This window comes from Rhizobium sp. JAB6 (assembly GCF_003024605.1).
Classification (GTDB): Bacteria; Pseudomonadota; Alphaproteobacteria; order Rhizobiales; family Rhizobiaceae; genus Rhizobium.
This window is the reverse complement of the sequence record NZ_PYJQ01000001.1, coordinates 285862-301607: the sequence shown is the minus strand read 5'-3', so window position 1 is coordinate 301607 and position 15746 is coordinate 285862. Positions and strand designations below refer to the sequence as shown.

Below are 15746 nucleotides of genomic sequence, written 5' to 3'. Positions count from 1 at the left end.
GTATCGTTATCCTCGAATTACGATACTACGCAGTATCCGAAATTCCAAGAGTGGATTTATCGCGGGGCTGTTCCGGCGGCGGGGCACCAACGTTCCGCCGTCGCAGCCAACGACCCTCATCGCAACGACCGGTCCCTATCGGTGGACCCGCAATCCCATGTATCTCGGCATGGCGCTTATATATGCCGGCTCTGCGATCCGCTTCGACGGGCCGATCGCCTTCGCCTTGCTCCCGTTGGTGCTGATCGCGATCCAGACGCAGGTGATCGCCCGCGAGGAGCGCTATCTCGAGGCGAAGTTCGGCGACGACTACCGCCGCTACAAGGCCAAGGTTCGCCGCTGGCTCTGACTATTCCGCCGCCGCCTGCGGGACCTCCGCTTTCCGAGTGGCGTCTTTGGCCGATCAGTGGCTCCGGAAAGCGATCGACTTCGATAGAAGCCGAAACAGCACGAATTTTCGAATAAAAACCTATATATATCAACAGTTTTACTAGATTTAGAGCAACCGAGTGGGAGTAAAAAGGGCAACCCCTTATGGGGTAGTTTGCTTCGCGACGAAGGCCTGACCGCCATTCCTGCAGATCAGGCCTCCGGGCAATAATTACACGAGCTGACTCGCCCTCTTATTTCATCGTGATGCTCAGGCCGCTGATATCGGCATTGACCTGCAGGCCGACCTGCCGGCCTGTGAGCTCAAGTTTGGCGCCCTTGTCATTGGTCATGACGATCATCTGGGCGCCCCTGCCCACCGCGCCGCCACCGCCTGCGGCGCCATAGACGCCGGCCACATCCCGGGCGCGGCGAATATTGCGCACAGTACCTTGGAAATAGGTCTTTGAGGCACCGAAGGCGAGACCGCCGGAGATGCCGCCGATCGAGATGGGATATTTGCGACCATGGAAGGTCAGCGTGCCCTCGCCTCCGGAACCACCGACGAAGAAGGCCGCCTTGTAGACGGAAAAGCGGATCGTGCCGCTATCGGCATGTGCCGCGCTGGCGAAGCCAATTCCTGCTGCGGCAATGGCTGCAACCGCAACTGAACGAAATCCAGATGAAATATTCATGATGAGCTGCTCCTCAAATGCGCCGCTTACCCAGCCGGCCGGGCACGACGTCAGCGTCGTATCAAAGTCATAGATGAACGCTCTCGCACATCATTGGTTCCAAAGCACGGCAATAACAAAGCGTTAGAGTACATCCAGGCAATCGAATGAGAATGAAGGGACAGTAGTGCCGTGGCGTAGATCGGCGCGCCATTGGACGCGATATTGTCGTTGCAGCCGCAGTCGAGGTCTCGCATCCTCGGCCCCATCCCCTGGCAGCTTCAATTCAATTCGGCTCGGGTCTTCGTTCCCCATCCATGCGCTTCTGACTTTTGTTGATAGCGCCCGAACGGCTCTTTACGTGATCGATGAAAGCACGCAGCTTCGGCATCATTTGATGGCGGCTGGGATAATACAGAAACACTCCCGGCGCCATTGGCGCGAATGGCTCCAGAACCTGCACGAGCTTGCCCGCCTTCATCAGGCTCACGGCAATCGGCTTGGGCACTTGCGCAAGGCCCATATCCTCCCCGGCCGCGCCGAGAATGGTGGGGAAATCCCGAGCGATCAGCGGGCCTGAGACAATCGCCTCGATTGGCTTATTGCCGTCGACAAAGGACCACGGCGCGATCGACTCGTCCGAGCGGCGCATCCTTAAGCAGGCATGCCGGCGCAGATCATCGATATGCTCGGGCCTTCCTTGTCGGCGCAGATATTCGGGACTGCCGACGACGACAAGCGGAAAAGGCGGAGTAAGCCGAACCGCAACCATGTCCGCGGCGATGAACTGCCCCAGCCGGATGCCGGCGTCAAATCCCTCAGCTGCGATATCGACAAGATCTGCGCTTGCGGCGATCTCCACCTCGACCTCGGGATAGGCTTGGCAGAAAGATGCGATCAGCGGCTCCAGCAGGATCGGGATCACTGCCCGGGGCACGGTGAGGCGCAGCAGTCCGGCGGGCCGCTGCCCGAGGTCACGCGCAACCTCGCTTGCGGCGACAAGCTCCTCGAAAGCGGGCTTGGCGCGCAAGTGAAATCGTTCGCCGGCTTCACTGAGGCTGACGCTGCGCGTGGTGCGGATGAAAAGTGCAGCGCCGACACGCGCCTCGAGCGCGCGTACCGCCTGGCTGATCGCCGATGGCGTAACCCCGAGCTCCGCGGCCGCTTTGCGAAAACTGCGATGCTGGGCGACGCTCAGAAAGGCCTCCACGCCATCGAGCGCACCCTGCCTGACTGTGAAGTTCTGCTTCATAACTCGTCGACATTATCGAGAATAGTCGCCCCTGAAAAGCAGTCTTATACCTGAGTTGCAAATGGGAGCGTCGCCGACGTCGGCCAAACATCTGCGGCGTGCCGGCTCGGCAACACCTTCCTGGTTCCCACTCTCACAGGAGCTACTTCCATGACCGATCATTCAACCCCGACCCAGGCACAGGCCGTCTCACCGGCCATTACCGGTGTGATCGTAATCCTTACCGTGAAGGCGGGCGTCACACGCGAACGGGTGATGGCCATCATGCCCGATGAAATCCAGCATACCGCTCAGCTCTATTTCGATGGGAAGATACGCGAGTGGTATTCGCGAGGCGACGGCCGAGGAGCCGTGTTCCTGCTGGATACAAGGGATATCGCCGACGCCCATGCAATCATCGAAGGCTTGCCGTTGGCCAAACAACACCTCATGGATCACGAATATATCCCAATCGGTCCGCTTCTGCCGCTCCGCCTGCTCATGGCCAATGCCTGAACACCCGACGAGATACATTCATCGATTTCGGCTTCGTCCGACCATAGAGAGACAAGCAAAAAGGAAACCGAAATGCCACCGGATCTCAATCTTCCATTCGTTCTAAGTGTCGCCGGCGCCTTCGTCACAAGTTCGGTGATGGCCTGTATCTATGCCTGGCCGGCGCTTCGAACAATGCCGCGCTACGAGGCTCTGAGACTTCTTGCTGCCTTCCATGCGTTCCGGTTCCTCGGGATGAACTTTCTGGTATCCGGATTCGTATCTTCGGAGTTGAGCTCGGATTTCGCCGATAAGGTCGGATGGGGTGATCTCACCGCGGCCGTTCTCGCACTTGTTTCCATGGCCGCCCTTTCCTGGCGGTGGCCGATCGCCATTCCCATTGTCTGGATATTCAACATTTGGGGCACGCTGGATCTTCTGAACGCCTACTACATGGGCGTCACGAAAATCGGAAATCCCGGTCTCTTCGGCGCCGGCATCTATATACCGGCGCTTTACGTGCCGCTGCTGCTTGTGAGCCATGTTCTCGCCTTCATGCTCCTAGTCCTATCGTGGACGAGATCGCGGGAGCGAGCGGTATAGCACAGCAGCAATGTCGCGATCGGGCACGCTTTGGCGCTCTCGCCCCGCGGCGCCGGTGGGATCATCCGGAAATTCGTCAGTTATCGTTGGCAGCGCACCTAGAATGCCAGCGACTGCTGCACCGGCTTCGGCGGCGCGAGCTGGACCCCTTCCAGTTCCAGCATGCGAGCCTTGGAGCTGGAGCCGCCCGGTGCGGAAAAGCCGCCGATCTTGCCGCCTGCCGCCAGAACGCGGTGGCAGGGAATGATCAGCGCCACCGGGTTCTTCGCCATAGCCTGCCCGACATCGCGCGCAGCTTCCGGCCCTGCGCCAAGCTGCTTGGCCAATGTTCCGTAAGTTGTCGTATGGCCCCAGCTGACCTGCCGGGCGGCACCGTAGATTTGCCTGGAGAAGGCGTCCTGCTCGCCGAGATCGAGCGCGACGTCGGAAAAATCGATCTCCTCCCCTGCGAAATAGCGCTTTACCCTGGCAACCACTTCAGCAATTTGTGCGCTCGGGGTCCCGGGCTGCGCATTCGGCAGGCGGCGCAGAAGCAGGCGCTCGGTCGCGCCCGCATCCTTGGTCGGCAATTGAAAACGCAGCACGCCGACTTCGTTCCAGGCGATGCCGCAGAAGCCGCCGGCCGTTTCGAAGATCAGGTAATTCTGCCTTGTTTCGTTCATGACGAAAGCTCCTGTGTTTCCACTTGCCATAAAAATCGTCCTCGGGAGCGCCGAATTCAACCCGTTTCTTGCAAGCGGCGAGAATTGCCCCCGTTTTGATGTCGGCGGCGCGGTGCTGGGACAATCGCGAGCATGGCTCAATATCCGCCACCGGTTGGAGGAGCGTTCAGCGTCATGCCGCCACCGGAATTGTGATCTCCCGATGTGGAGCAAGCAGAAATGCCGAGCCCTATGAGGGCGAAAATAACGGCCGCAAAGACTGATCTGGTGAACATGATCGTGATTCCTTTGGGTGAGATAGGGCACGCAGGCCCGAACCTGGAATGAACGGATCAGGCCCTCCTTTTATTCGATCGCTGTTGAAACGAGGATGTCGCTACACTAAATGTTCTTGCTTTGTTCTTGAAATCATAGCCGTTGAGGTATATGCTTTGGAGATCGGAAAACAAAAGGAGGCAGAGCCAAACGGGCTTTGAATGAAGCCATGCAGCATGTCGATCAGTTGTCATTTAATCTCGGCAAACCGCCTATTAATCGCAAGAGCAAAAGCCCGCCAAAGCGCCGGCAAGCACTCTACTTTGCCGCGTTGCCAGACCCGGAAATCGCCAGATTGGCTGCTGAAATGACCGTCGATCAAAGTCGACGAAACGGGTTGATGCGCACAGCGCGAAAGCACGATCTTTACCATGCCACTATCTATCCCATCGACATTGTCTCCCGCTCACAGGAGGAAGCCACCTTCGCTGCGTTGGAGGCTGGCTCAACCATCTGCTTAAAATCGTTTCCCCTGATATTCGATCGGACAGGCACATTCGGCAGCGGCAACAACCGTCAATATGTGCTCTGGTGCAGGGATGGAAACGAAGGGCTAACGACACTTCGTCGGGAATTGGATGCTGCAATGCAAAGCATGGGCTTTGAAAGCAGCATATCTGGGTCGTTCCGACCCCACATGACGCTGTTTTATTGCAACCACGTTCTTCCCGAAGTGATTTTGGAAGCGCCGATCGCTTGGACGGTCAAAATGTTCACGCTGGTCAACAGCTTTCAAGGCGACGGCGAACACGGCCATGTCTGGCATTGGCCATTGCTCTAAATCTAGGTTCTAGCGCTTACGGTTTCGGAACAGGTTCAACTGTCGCCATCACCGCGACCACGGCATCATCGACGCTAAAGCTGCAGCGCTTGTCGACATCGGCAATGCCGGCGACGGTCATGAGATCGCGAACCCGGTCATGAACTCGGGCAAACTGGACGCGGAGACCGGCTCGCTGCATCGCACTGTCGAACTCTATCAAGGCGTCCATCGCGGTGCTGTCGATATCGGAGCTCTCCTCCAGGCTGAAGATGACTGCCCGCAACCCCGCTTGGCTGCGGCTGCCGGACAATATCTCGCCGAAGATCGTATCGGCATTGCCGAAAAACAGGGTTTCGCCGGGGCGCCAGATGGCAATGCCCCGTATCTCCGCGGCATCGTCATGCCTGCTGACATCGACGAAGTCATGGCCGTTGTTGAGCCGTCCCAAACGGGCGATATACGGGGATGCCAGGCGATGCATCATGGCGGCAAGCGAGAGCGCGATCGCCAGCAGCATGCCATTGAGCACGCCGAAAGCGAGTACGCCGACGGCGGCGCCCAATGCCACGTAAAAATCGCGATGCAGCCGGCGCAGGCGCAGGATAGGACTCGGATCGAGCGCATGCGTCAGAGCCGCGATGACGACGGCGGCCAGCACCGGCTCCGGCAGAAGCGCCACCAGCGGTCCGGCACAGGCAATCAGGATCGCCAGGCCGATCGCGGCAAAGACGGTGGTTGCGCGCGTCTTCGCTCCCGCCGCCTCACTGGCGAAGCCGGCGGAAAAACCTGCGCCGACCGGCATGCCCTGAACGACGGCGCTGGCGATGTTGGCGGCGCCCAGCGCGCCGAGCTCGCGATTTACCTCCAGCGTCTCGCCATAGCGTAATGCCAACGCCCGCATCGTCCCCCATGATTCGGCAAAGAGGATGAGGACGAGCGGCATGGTGAACTGTGCGAGCCGCGAATAGGCGGTCCAATCGGCATCAGGCAGTAACGGCCATTGCGGCAGAATCTCGATGGGGCCGACCAGCTTGACGCCGTGGCCTTCCAGGCCGAACAGGTCGGAGGCGAGGATGCCGGCGACCAGCACAAGGAAGGCACCGGGAATGCCCGGCAACCGCTTCAGCAGCAACAGTGCCGCCAGCGCGACGAAGCCGACGGCGACGCTGATGGGATTCCACTGGAGGATCGCGCCGAAGAGTGCGGCCGCATAGGTCAGGATGTTCGAACCCTGCACCGGCACGCCGACTAGGATCGGCAGCTGATGCAGAATGATGGTAATCGCCAGCCCCAGCGCGAAGCCGCGCAGGACCGGCCGCGAGATGAAACCGGTGATGCCGCCAAGGCGCAAGGTACCGGCGAGAATGAAGAGAAGGCCGGCGAGCGCCACGGCAACCGTGGCAAGAGCTGCCTTGACCGTCGGATCGCCGGGTACGACTGCCAATGTCGCGGCCAGAATGGCAGCGGATGAGGACGTGGGGGAGACGATGGCAAAGCGGCTGCGGCCGAATATGGCATAGACGAGACATCCGGCGATGCCGGCGAGGATCGCACGGTGCGGCGGCAGGCCGGCGATGCCGGCGTAAGCGACCGCTTCCGGCAGCATTAGGCCGGCAACCGATATGCCGGCGACCAGATCGGCCCTGTCCAACGCGAACCAGCTGCTCAGCTTCGTCATCGATCACCGACCGTAAGTGTGGTCCATCCATCTATGGATAGAGTTTCGCCATAAGGCCGCAACAGAAAATATGAGTTGGAATCGGGACTTATAGGCCGGGATCTGCGGCGTCCCGCAACCGACAGCTTTGCAAGGGCAATGCGGCCTCTTCGCCATCGGCGTCGTTACCATTATCCTTGCGGTTACGGGTTTCATGCTGGCGCAAACGCGCCCGCCCGTGCATGGAGTAAAGGAAAAGGGCATCGGCACCCGCCTGGTCCTGATTTTTGCCTGCGCCGGAATCGCGGCCGCTAAAAACCGTTAGGCTGCTCCTCCCGATCCGGATGCCGTCATTAGGCGACAAATGGTTGCGGCTTGCGGCCAAGGCTTGATATGGGTCTTTGATTGTCGCGAAGCAGGAGGCCCGCCCATGAACGTCACCGAAATCGTCATCGAAGGCGACACTCCTGGAATCGCGTGGCGCCTGCCCGTCCTGCATTTTCCCGGCAGCAAGGCAGATGCGCCGAAGATCTATATCCAGGCTGCATTGCACGCTGGCGAGCTGCCGGGCACGGCGCTCGTGCATTTCCTTTGCGAGCGCCTGCGGCAGGCGGAAGGGACAGGCGCAATCCTCAGCGATATCGTCGTGGTGCCGCATGCCAATCCGATCGGCGCGGCGCAATCGCATTTCGGCGAGATGCAGGGCCGGTTCGACCTGGGATCGCGCACCAATTTCAACCGCGATTTCCCGCTGATCTCGCTGCGCGATCGCGATCTTCTGATCGAAAATCTGGAGCGTTACCCCGCCGTCGACCGGTTGAAGCGTCAGCTTATCCATATGGCGCTCGGTGCCGATCTGGTGATCGATCTCCACTGCGATGATGAATCCCTGCAATATGCCTATATCGATGAGGCATTCTGGCCCGAAGCCGCCGATCTTGCCGCGGCGCTGAAGATGGATGCCGTGCTGCTGTCGGATGGCGAAAGCTCGGCCTTCGAGGAAGCGGTCAGCTTCGCCTGGAAATACGAGGTGCCGGGGGAAAAGAAGGCAAGGCTGCCGGGCAAGCTTTCGGTGACGGTCGAGCTGCGCGGCACGCGCGACGTCTATCCGGAGATGGCAAGGGAAGATGCGAAAGGGCTTTGGCGCTTTCTTGCCGCGCGCGGCGCAGTCCGCGACGAGGGGGCAGCCCTTGGCACATTCACCGGCCCGGCCGTACCGCTCGACAATGTCGAGATGATCCGCGCTCCCCAAGCAGGCACCGTGCTTTTCCACCGCAATATCGGCGAAAGGGTCAAGGAAGGCGATCTGCTCGCGACCATCATCACCGCGCCCGGCATGGCGAACGGGACCATCGATGTCCTTGCGCCGCAAGCGGGCCTGATCGTCACTCGTGTTTCGGACCGGCTGGTGCGCCGGCGGGGCGACCTGATGAAGATCGGCGCGGATAAGCCAAGCTCCGTTGCCCGCAAGCCGGGTACGCTTGAGGACTGAGAAGTAAGAGACGGATTCGACATGGCGATCATCATTTACGGCATCAAGAACTGCGACACGATGAAGAAGGCCCGGAGCTGGCTCGAGGGCCATGGCATTGCCTATGATTTCCACGATTACAAGGCAATCGGCATCGATCGGGATCATCTGGAGCGCTGGACGACGGAAGCGGGATGGGAAGTCGTCCTCAACCGCGCCGGCACGACCTTCAAGGCCCTGCCCGAAGCGGATCGCACCGACCTTTCGAAGGACAAGGCCATTCAGCTGATGCTGGCGCAGCCTTCGATGATCAAGCGCCCGGTGCTCGAAGCGGACAGCAAATTGCTCATCGGCTTCAAGCCGGATGTTTATGCGGCTTCATTCGGCAAGTCATAGTCCGCCACTGCATCCTTGAATTTGATAGCATATACGCTATCATTTTCCCATGAAGGTTGTCATTGACACGAACGTTTTCGTTTCCGCGATCATGAATGCAGATGGGGCGCCGCGACAGGTCATCCGCCTCTGTCTTGAAGAGCAGTTGGTTCCACTGATCAGCAATGCATTGTTTGCCGAATACGAGGATGTTTGCGAAAGAGATAGCCTTTTCGATGATCGATTCATCGCAAAAGAAGAGCGCGCCGCTCTCCTCAATGCGTTCCTTTCAAGCTGCTTGTGGATTCCCATATATTACTTATGGCGTCCAAACTTACACGACGAAGGAGACAATCACTTGATCGAACTCGCGGTTGGTGGCGGTGCATCGGCGCTGATAACGGCAAACAAGAGAGATTTCGCTCAAGCGGAATTGCTATTTCCGCAGCTGGAAATTCATACAGCAGGTGAGTTCCTTATTCGAAGGAAGCTTTGACATGAGCACGCTGACAATTCGCCTTCCAAACGATCACCACGAACGGCTGAAGGCTCTTGCTGCATCTCGCGGCACGAGTCTCAACAAGCTTTTCGAAGAACTGACCACAAAAGTACTTACGGAGTTCGACGCCGAGACACGGTTTCGGCTCAGGGCAGCCAAAGGTGACAAAGCTCGTGGCTTAGACATTCTCGAAAAGCTCGATCGCGCTCATTCCCAACGCACTTAAAGCCGCACGACTGGAAATATTATCTCATGTCGAAAACCACCCGCGCCACACAAGTGCTGGCCCAGGCGAAGGTCGCCTTCACCGTACACGCCTATGACTACGATCCGAATGCAGAGCGTGTCGGCCTGCAGGCGGCGGAGGCGCTTGGCGAAGAGCCGCATCGCGTCCTGAAGACCTTGATGGCCGAGGTGGATGGCAAGCCGGTCTGCGCCGTCGTGCCTTCGGACCACGAAGTCAGCATGAAGAAGCTTGCCGCAGCCTTTGGCGGCAAATCGGCCGCCATGATGAAGCCGGCCGACGCCGAGCGCCTGACCGGCTATCATGTCGGCGGCATCAGCCCCTTCGGCCAGAAGAAGCTTGTGCCGACAGCAATAGAGGCGCAGGCTATGACCGAGGCTTACGTCTATATCAATGGCGGCCAGCGCGGGCTGCAAGTGCGTCTCAGTCCGCAGGATGCCTTGCTCGCTCTTAAAGCCAAGGCTGCGCCCCTGATTGCCTGACCATCTTCAAGATCGGACTTCACGCCTTCAATTTCGCCGCAAACCGGTCTAAGTCTTCAGACCATCTTCCGATATCAGCCAAGCAGGTTTGTCATGACATCAGCCACCCTCAACCATCATCCCGTCGATCACGCCAAGCTTGAAAAGCTTGCGGAAGTAGCCGTAAGGGTCGGGTTGCAGCTACAGGCCGGTCAGGATCTGCTGATGACGGCGCCGATCGCGGCGATGCCGTTGGTGCGCCTGATCACGCGCGAGGCCTACAAAGCCGGCGCCGGCCTCGTTTCCACCTTCTATTCCGACGAAGAGACGACGCTCGCCCGCTATGAATACGGCCAGGATGCGAGCTTCGACCGCGCCGCGACATGGCTATATGAAGGCATGGCCAAGGCTTTCTCCAGCAATACGGCGCGCCTCGCCATTGCCGGGGACAATCCGATGCTCTTGTCCAACCAGGACCCGAACAAGGTGGCGCGCGCCAACCGCGCCAATTCGGCCGCCTACAAGCCGGCGCTCGAAAAGATCTCGAATTTCGACACCAACTGGAACATCGTCTCCTATCCGAACCCCTCCTGGGCGAAGCTGGTCTTTCCGAACGATCCGGAAGCGATCGCCGTTGCCAAGCTCGCCAAGGCGATCTTTTCCGCTTCGCGCGTCGATGTCGAAGATCCGATCTCGGCCTGGACGGAACATAATGCCAATCTGCACAAGCGCTCGGCCTGGATGAACGGCCAGCGCTTCGCAGCACTGCATTTCCAGGGACCGGGAACCGACCTGACTGTCGGCCTTGCAGACGGCCATGAATGGCATGGCGGCGCTTCGACCGCCAAGAACGGCATCACCTGCAACCCGAACATCCCGACAGAAGAGGTCTTCACCACGCCGCATGCGCTGCGTGTCGAGGGCCATGTCTCGTCTACGAAACCGCTGTCGCATCAGGGCACGCTGATCGACAATATCCAGGTGCGTTTCGAAGGCGGCCGGATCATCGAGGCCAAGGCGACGCGCGGCGAGGAAGTGCTGAACAAGGTGCTCGATACCGACGAAGGCGCACGCCGGCTTGGCGAAGTGGCGCTGGTGCCGCATTCCTCACCGATTTCGGCAAGCGGCATCCTGTTCTACAACACGCTTTTCGACGAAAACGCCTCCTGCCACATCGCGCTCGGCCAATGCTATTCCAAGTGCTTCATCGATGGCGCAAAGCTCAGCCAGGAGCAGATCAAGGCGCAGGGCGGCAATTCCAGCCTGATCCACATCGACTGGATGATCGGCTCCGACAAGGTCGATATCGACGGCATCAATGCCGATGGCTCGCGCGTGCCGGTCATGCGCAAGGGCGAGTGGGCATAACCAAGTTCGGATATTCGAATGCAATCATGCCGCGGTATCTCTGCCGCGGCATATTTTTCGAAAATCGTGAGATCAGATCGTCGCCAGCGCTCGCTTGACACGCTCGAGATGCGCCTTGCGTCCGGCTTCGGTCACGCGGTCCATGTCATGCAGCGCCAGCATTCGGAAATTCAGCCGCTTGGCGCAGAAGGCGGCAATGCCGCGCTTTAGCAGGCGCCGCACCGGATTGCCCATGTAGAGATGCACGATCCACCAGGGCGACCCCGTTGTCGTCAACGCCCAGAACAGGCGGATATTGGTGAGCTTCGGCACAATTCGGCCGCCGGCCGGATCATGGGTGAAGGCGACGCCGGGCGCAAAGGCGCGATCGAAGAAGCCCTTGAGGATCGCCGGGAAATTGAACCACCATTGCGGAAACACCAGGATCAGGCCTTCCGCCTGACGCATCTGCGCGACGATATTGTCGACGCCTGACGTATCATAGGGCTGGTCGAAATAGCCGCGCCGTTCGGCTTCGGACAGGCGCGGGTCGAAGCCCTCGCGATAAAGATCGAGCAGATTGACCTCATGGCCGCCCGCAACGAGTGTTTCGTGCGCAAGCTTTACCACCGCGGCGGCAAAGCTGTCTTCCAGCGGATGAGCCAGCACCAGCAGGATACGCATCAGAATAGGCTTCCCTGCTTCGGTGGAGCGGCGGCGGGCTCTGCCGGCTTGCTGACGCGCTTCTTCGAGGGCGCAGTGCTCGAGAGCGGCGTGGATGGAGACGGCGTGATAGGATCATCGCCTGTAACCGCACCGATGCGGCCGTCCGCGAACTCGATCGAGATCGCAGCACCGGTGGAAAGCGCTGCCGCCAGCGAAACCGGGCGGCCATCCTCGTCGCGAATCACGGCGTATCCGCGCTTCAGGACGTTCTTGTAGGAGAGCGACTGCAGGATACGCTCCTGCGCCGTAAGCTCGCTGCGCGCCCGGGTCAACTGATGGCGGATGGCGGTATCGGCATGGCGGACGAGATTGCCGAGGCGATCGCGCGCCCTGCCCGTCTGCGCTTCGAGGCGCGACGGCAACGTGGCAAAAACGGCATCGGCTCGCTCGATACGGGCACGAGACCGGTCGAGCATGCGCTCGATGGTCCGCTCGGCGCGGGTCATCCGTTCGCTTAATTGCTGTCGGCGCTCGGCGATACGGTTTGACAGAATATCGGGTCGGAGATGCGAGGCCGTGCGCTCGAAGGAGCGGCGCTTGTTCAGCGTGTTCAACTCCAGTCCGCGGCCAAGGCCGGCTGCTGCCTCATCGAAGCGGCGACGCGGCAAAGCGAGAATCTGGTCGAGCGAAGGCAGGGCACGCAGCAGAGCGCGCACCGCCTGCCGCCGCTGATCCATCTGTCTCGTCATTCCGCCCTGCAGCCGGGCGGCAAGGCTTGCAAGCTGCGCCTCCAGTTCAGCCTTGACCGGAACGGCCATTTCGGCCGCACCCGTCGGTGTCGGGGCGCGCACGTCGGCGGCGTAGTCTATCAAGGTCCAGTCGGTCTCGTGACCGACGGCCGAGATCAGCGGAATCTCGCTCGCGGCGGCGGCGCGCACCACGGCCTCGTCATTGAAGCTCCAGAGATCCTCAAGACTCCCGCCGCCGCGCGCGACGATCAGCACATCGGGGCGCGGAATGGGGCCGCCGTGGGCAAATTCGTTGAAGCCGCGTATGGCGTTCGCCACTTCGTCGCCGGAGCCCTCGCCCTGCACTTTTACAGGCCAGACCAGCACGTGCACGGGAAAACGATCGGAGATGCGATGCAGGATATCGCGAATGACGGCACCGGTCGGCGAGGTAACGACGCCGATCACCTTGGGCATGAAGGGCAGCCTGCGCTTGCGCTCGGGATCGAAGAGGCCTTCGGCGCCGAGCTTGCGCTTGCGCTCTTCCAAAAGCGCCATCAGCGCGCCCGCGCCAGCCGGCTCCAATGTCTCGATGACGATCTGGTATTTCGACGAGCCGGGAAAGGTCGTCACCTTGCCGGTCGCGATGACCTCCATTCCCTCTTCAGGGCGGAATTTGAGCTTGGAAAATGTGCCTTTCCAGATCACCGCGTCGATGCGGGCGCGATCATCCTTCAGCGAGAAATAGGCATGGCCGGAAGAATGCGGCCCGCGATAGCCGGAAATTTCCCCGCGCACGCGCACCTGGTCGAACGCATTTTCGACCGTGCGCTTGATCGATCCGGACAATTCCGAGACGGAATATTCCGTCAGGTTCGAGGGCGAATCATTCTCAAAAAAGCTGCTCATGACTTCTTTCTAGCCGATGTCACGGAAAATGCGGAGCCTATTGCTTCATCAAGCGTTAACCCTGCTGACAAAGCCTTTCTTAGCCATCCGCGCGTAAACCTGTGCAAACTGGTTCTTGGTAAAGAGGATATGGAGCGATGATATTCGCGACCGCCACGATCATCGGAATTGCCGCCGGCCTGCAGCGCTCGACGATCAGCGCCCTTCTCGGCGCGGCGCTGGTGAGCATCGCCTTCATGGCGGCTGTGGCAATATCCATCGTTCCGCCGCCGCTGACGACCCTGTTCATCGCACTCGGCGGCTACAATCTCGGCTTTATCGGCTATCTCATCACGGCTGATGTGCTGGAGCAGCGCCGAGCCCAGAGGCAGTAGCGGGAAAGTGCGTGTAGCGGGCGGTTCGGAGATCCCGCGCGGAGCTGAACGGCTCCACTTCACCCCTGCGGCTTGACGCGAAAAAACTTCACATCCGATTCCGCCGGCGCCGCAATGGGCTCCAGATAAGCCGGGACATGCCCGGCAGTCAGCTGCGCGTAAAGCCCGTTCGGCGCCCGTTCGCTCACAAGCTCCACCTGCGGATCGCCCTTGCAGAAGGCGACAATCGTCACCTTTGCCCCATGCAGAAGCGATTCCGCCTGTTGCGGCTCCGCAAGGCCGATAAGCAGCTCGGCCATCATTCCGTCCGGATCGCGATGATAGGGGCCGGAGAGGGTTCGATGGGGCGTGAAGCGCAAAATCGGCGCTCCCATGTTGGAGGCTGCGGCGACCACCCCCGGCTCAAGATCCGCGATCGGCGCCAGGGCCTGCCTGGAGGCACAGTTGGCAGTCTCCTCCGCCTTGACCGGTGCCGCGGCTATAAAACCATCGACGCCCCCCTTGGTTGCAAGCGTGCCGGCCACGGCCCAAACGGCTGGGACCGAGGCCAATAGCGTCCCCGCGTAGAGCAGGACCGAGCGCAGATTTTTGGGATCGGCCATGTAGTTTTTTCGCAGTTCGGCAATCGCCAATGCCAATGGCGGTATGGCCAGGAGATTGGCAAATTCTGCGCCGCGCACCTGCACCAGCGTAATCATCCAATTGATCGCAATCAGAGCCAGCAGCATTGCATGGAGGCTGGCGCGATTACCCCGCAGGATACGAACCGCGCAAATGAGCATCGCCAGGAGGCCCGTCGCATAGAAAGCCCCGAGCGTATCGGGCTGGTGGTGAGCCACGGAAAAGATCGATTGCGCCTCGGTCACTCTGCTAAGCCACAGGTCAATCAGCATGGGGTCCAGATCGGAAAGCGGATTGCGCAGGCACTGTGGTGCGAGGGCCACCGTCGTCGCCAACACGAATGCACCGTTGACCACGAGAATTGCAATGCGCCGGGGTCGGGAGAGACGGCTGGCAAAGAGAGACGACAGGAGAAGCCCGACGCAGCCGGCGCTGGTGATGCCGTAAAAGCCGAGCGAGAGATTGTCGCATGTGACCATCGAATAAAGGCGCGGCGGCACCAGCGAAAAAAAGGCGGCGCTGACGGCAACCGCCAGGGTCAGCGAAAAAGCCTTTGCTGCCGGTGCGAAAATCTCGCCTTTCCACGCCCACAAACAGGCAACCGACATGCAGGCGACGGCGACGAAGGGCGTTGTCTCCGCGCCGATACCGAGCTGGACGGCAAGGGCGACGGCCGCAATGGCGAAATTGCGAGGGCGATAGTTTTCATCGACCAGCATTGCCACGGTGAGGGCAACTAGACCGAGCTGGACATTGTCATGATCGATGGAGCCCGGCACGAAGCGGGGCGAAAGCAAGATAAACAACGCCGTCAGGATCAGCGAGAAATGCATGCCTTCCACGCCGGCAACGCGCCTGCCCGCAAGGCCCATGAAAAATATCAGCGGCAGGACGAGCATCAACGGCCAGACGGTCAGTGCCGCCGCTTCGGCGCCTTCGGGTGAAAGGAACATCCGGAAGAAGAGAATGAGGCTTGCAATCGGCAGATCGATAAAGCGCGACCAGTGCATCAGCGTCCCGCCCGCAAGGCCGAGACGATACTGCATCATGTCGAACCAACCCTGGCCGGCGAGAAAATCGCGCACTTCGACAAGACGCATGGCGTCATCATTATCGGCCCCGACATAGTCCGCGAGGTTACGATGAATGATGAGCTGTGCGACGATGACGATGGCGGCATAGACGAGAGCAGCGAGAGCAGGATGAGACCAGCCCAGAGGCGCCTTCTTCTCTGCCGTTCCGGCTGCCTCGGGCGGCATTGCCAGCGTTTGCGCCATCTCGA

Annotated in this window: 17 protein-coding genes and 1 pseudogene; 11 read left to right on the top strand and 7 right to left on the bottom strand. The window is 60.1% G+C overall.

Translation table 11 applies throughout. The features are described 5' to 3' along the window. Positions 1 to 61: 61 nt before the first annotated feature. A pseudogene (locus C7U61_RS01495) lies at positions 62 to 349 on the top strand (isoprenylcysteine carboxylmethyltransferase family protein); the annotation flags it as partial. 274 nt (positions 350 to 623) lie between these two features. Here C7U61_RS01495 and C7U61_RS01490 read toward each other — a convergent pair. Then, positions 624 to 1064, bottom strand: coding sequence for a hypothetical protein (locus C7U61_RS01490; RefSeq protein WP_106996372.1), 441 nt, complete (start codon positions 1062 to 1064; stop codon positions 624 to 626). Positions 1065 to 1329: 265 nt separating this feature from the next. Beyond that, positions 1330 to 2295, bottom strand: coding sequence for a LysR family transcriptional regulator (locus tag C7U61_RS01485; RefSeq protein ID WP_106996371.1), 966 nt, complete (start codon positions 2293 to 2295; stop codon positions 1330 to 1332). Positions 2296 to 2445: 150 nt separating this feature from the next. On the opposite strand from C7U61_RS01485, the gene C7U61_RS01480 reads away from it, so the two are divergent. Together C7U61_RS01480 and C7U61_RS01475 are read left to right on the top strand one after the other, a co-directional pair. Beyond that, positions 2446 to 2790, top strand: coding sequence for a hypothetical protein (locus tag C7U61_RS01480; RefSeq protein ID WP_181315765.1), 345 nt, complete (start codon positions 2446 to 2448; stop codon positions 2788 to 2790). Between the two features lie 72 nt (positions 2791 to 2862). Then, complete coding sequence (locus C7U61_RS01475; protein ID WP_106996370.1) at positions 2863 to 3372, top strand: hypothetical protein; 510 nt, start codon at positions 2863 to 2865, stop codon at positions 3370 to 3372. A 98-nt stretch (positions 3373 to 3470) separates the two neighbouring features. On the opposite strand, the gene C7U61_RS01470 is transcribed toward C7U61_RS01475, so the two are convergent. Then, positions 3471 to 4034: a methylated-DNA--[protein]-cysteine S-methyltransferase gene (locus tag C7U61_RS01470; RefSeq protein WP_106996369.1), complete on the bottom strand. Its 564-nt coding sequence runs from the start codon at positions 4032 to 4034 to the stop codon at positions 3471 to 3473. A 484-nt stretch (positions 4035 to 4518) separates the two neighbouring features. On the opposite strand from C7U61_RS01470, the gene C7U61_RS01465 reads away from it, so the two are divergent. Further along, a complete protein-coding gene (locus C7U61_RS01465) occupies positions 4519 to 5130 on the top strand; it encodes a 2'-5' RNA ligase family protein (RefSeq protein ID WP_106996368.1) in 612 nt (203 codons plus the stop codon). 16 nt (positions 5131 to 5146) lie between these two features. On the opposite strand, the gene C7U61_RS01460 is transcribed toward C7U61_RS01465, so the two are convergent. Next, positions 5147 to 6790 (bottom strand): SulP family inorganic anion transporter, encoded by a 1644-nt coding sequence (locus C7U61_RS01460; protein WP_106996367.1) that lies wholly within the window; start codon positions 6788 to 6790, stop codon positions 5147 to 5149. Between the two features lie 409 nt (positions 6791 to 7199). On the opposite strand from C7U61_RS01460, the gene C7U61_RS01450 reads away from it, so the two are divergent. From C7U61_RS01450 to C7U61_RS01425, 6 genes are all read left to right on the top strand, one after another. After that, on the top strand, positions 7200 to 8261 hold the full coding sequence (locus tag C7U61_RS01450; protein ID WP_106996366.1) for a succinylglutamate desuccinylase/aspartoacylase family protein: 1062 nt from the start codon (positions 7200 to 7202) through the stop codon (positions 8259 to 8261). 21 nt (positions 8262 to 8282) lie between these two features. Then, a complete protein-coding gene (locus C7U61_RS01445) occupies positions 8283 to 8636 on the top strand; it encodes an ArsC family reductase (RefSeq protein ID WP_106996365.1) in 354 nt (117 codons plus the stop codon). A gap of 49 nt (positions 8637 to 8685) precedes the next feature. After that, on the top strand, positions 8686 to 9111 hold the full coding sequence (locus tag C7U61_RS01440) for a putative toxin-antitoxin system toxin component, PIN family (protein ID WP_106996364.1): 426 nt from the start codon (positions 8686 to 8688) through the stop codon (positions 9109 to 9111). Position 9112: 1 nt separating this feature from the next. Next, a complete protein-coding gene (locus C7U61_RS01435; RefSeq protein ID WP_106996363.1) occupies positions 9113 to 9340 on the top strand; it encodes a toxin-antitoxin system HicB family antitoxin in 228 nt (75 codons plus the stop codon). A 26-nt stretch (positions 9341 to 9366) separates the two neighbouring features. Further along, a complete protein-coding gene (gene ybaK / locus C7U61_RS01430) occupies positions 9367 to 9840 on the top strand; it encodes a Cys-tRNA(Pro) deacylase (RefSeq protein WP_106996362.1) in 474 nt (157 codons plus the stop codon). A gap of 93 nt (positions 9841 to 9933) precedes the next feature. Further along, on the top strand, positions 9934 to 11187 hold the full coding sequence (locus C7U61_RS01425; RefSeq protein WP_106996361.1) for an aminopeptidase: 1254 nt from the start codon (positions 9934 to 9936) through the stop codon (positions 11185 to 11187). A 72-nt stretch (positions 11188 to 11259) separates the two neighbouring features. Here the strand turns inward: C7U61_RS01425 and C7U61_RS01420 are convergent, their stop codons facing one another. Both C7U61_RS01420 and xseA read right to left on the bottom strand, forming a co-directional pair. Beyond that, on the bottom strand, positions 11260 to 11850 hold the full coding sequence (locus tag C7U61_RS01420; RefSeq protein ID WP_106996360.1) for an NAD(P)H-dependent oxidoreductase: 591 nt from the start codon (positions 11848 to 11850) through the stop codon (positions 11260 to 11262). Further along, positions 11850 to 13469 (bottom strand): exodeoxyribonuclease VII large subunit, encoded by a 1620-nt coding sequence (gene xseA, locus C7U61_RS01415; RefSeq protein ID WP_106996359.1) that lies wholly within the window; start codon positions 13467 to 13469, stop codon positions 11850 to 11852. Before xseA ends, C7U61_RS01420 begins: the two co-directional genes overlap by 1 nt. Before the next feature lie 137 nt (positions 13470 to 13606). Between xseA and C7U61_RS01410 the strand changes: the two genes are divergently transcribed. Further along, positions 13607 to 13843: a homogentisate export protein gene (locus C7U61_RS01410; protein ID WP_106996358.1), complete on the top strand. Its 237-nt coding sequence runs from the start codon at positions 13607 to 13609 to the stop codon at positions 13841 to 13843. 59 nt (positions 13844 to 13902) lie between these two features. Here the strand turns inward: C7U61_RS01410 and C7U61_RS01405 are convergent, their stop codons facing one another. Further along, entirely contained in the window at positions 13903 to 15741 is a 1839-nt protein-coding gene (locus C7U61_RS01405) for a hypothetical protein (protein WP_106996357.1), read from the bottom strand. Positions 15742 to 15746: the final 5 nt, after the last annotated feature.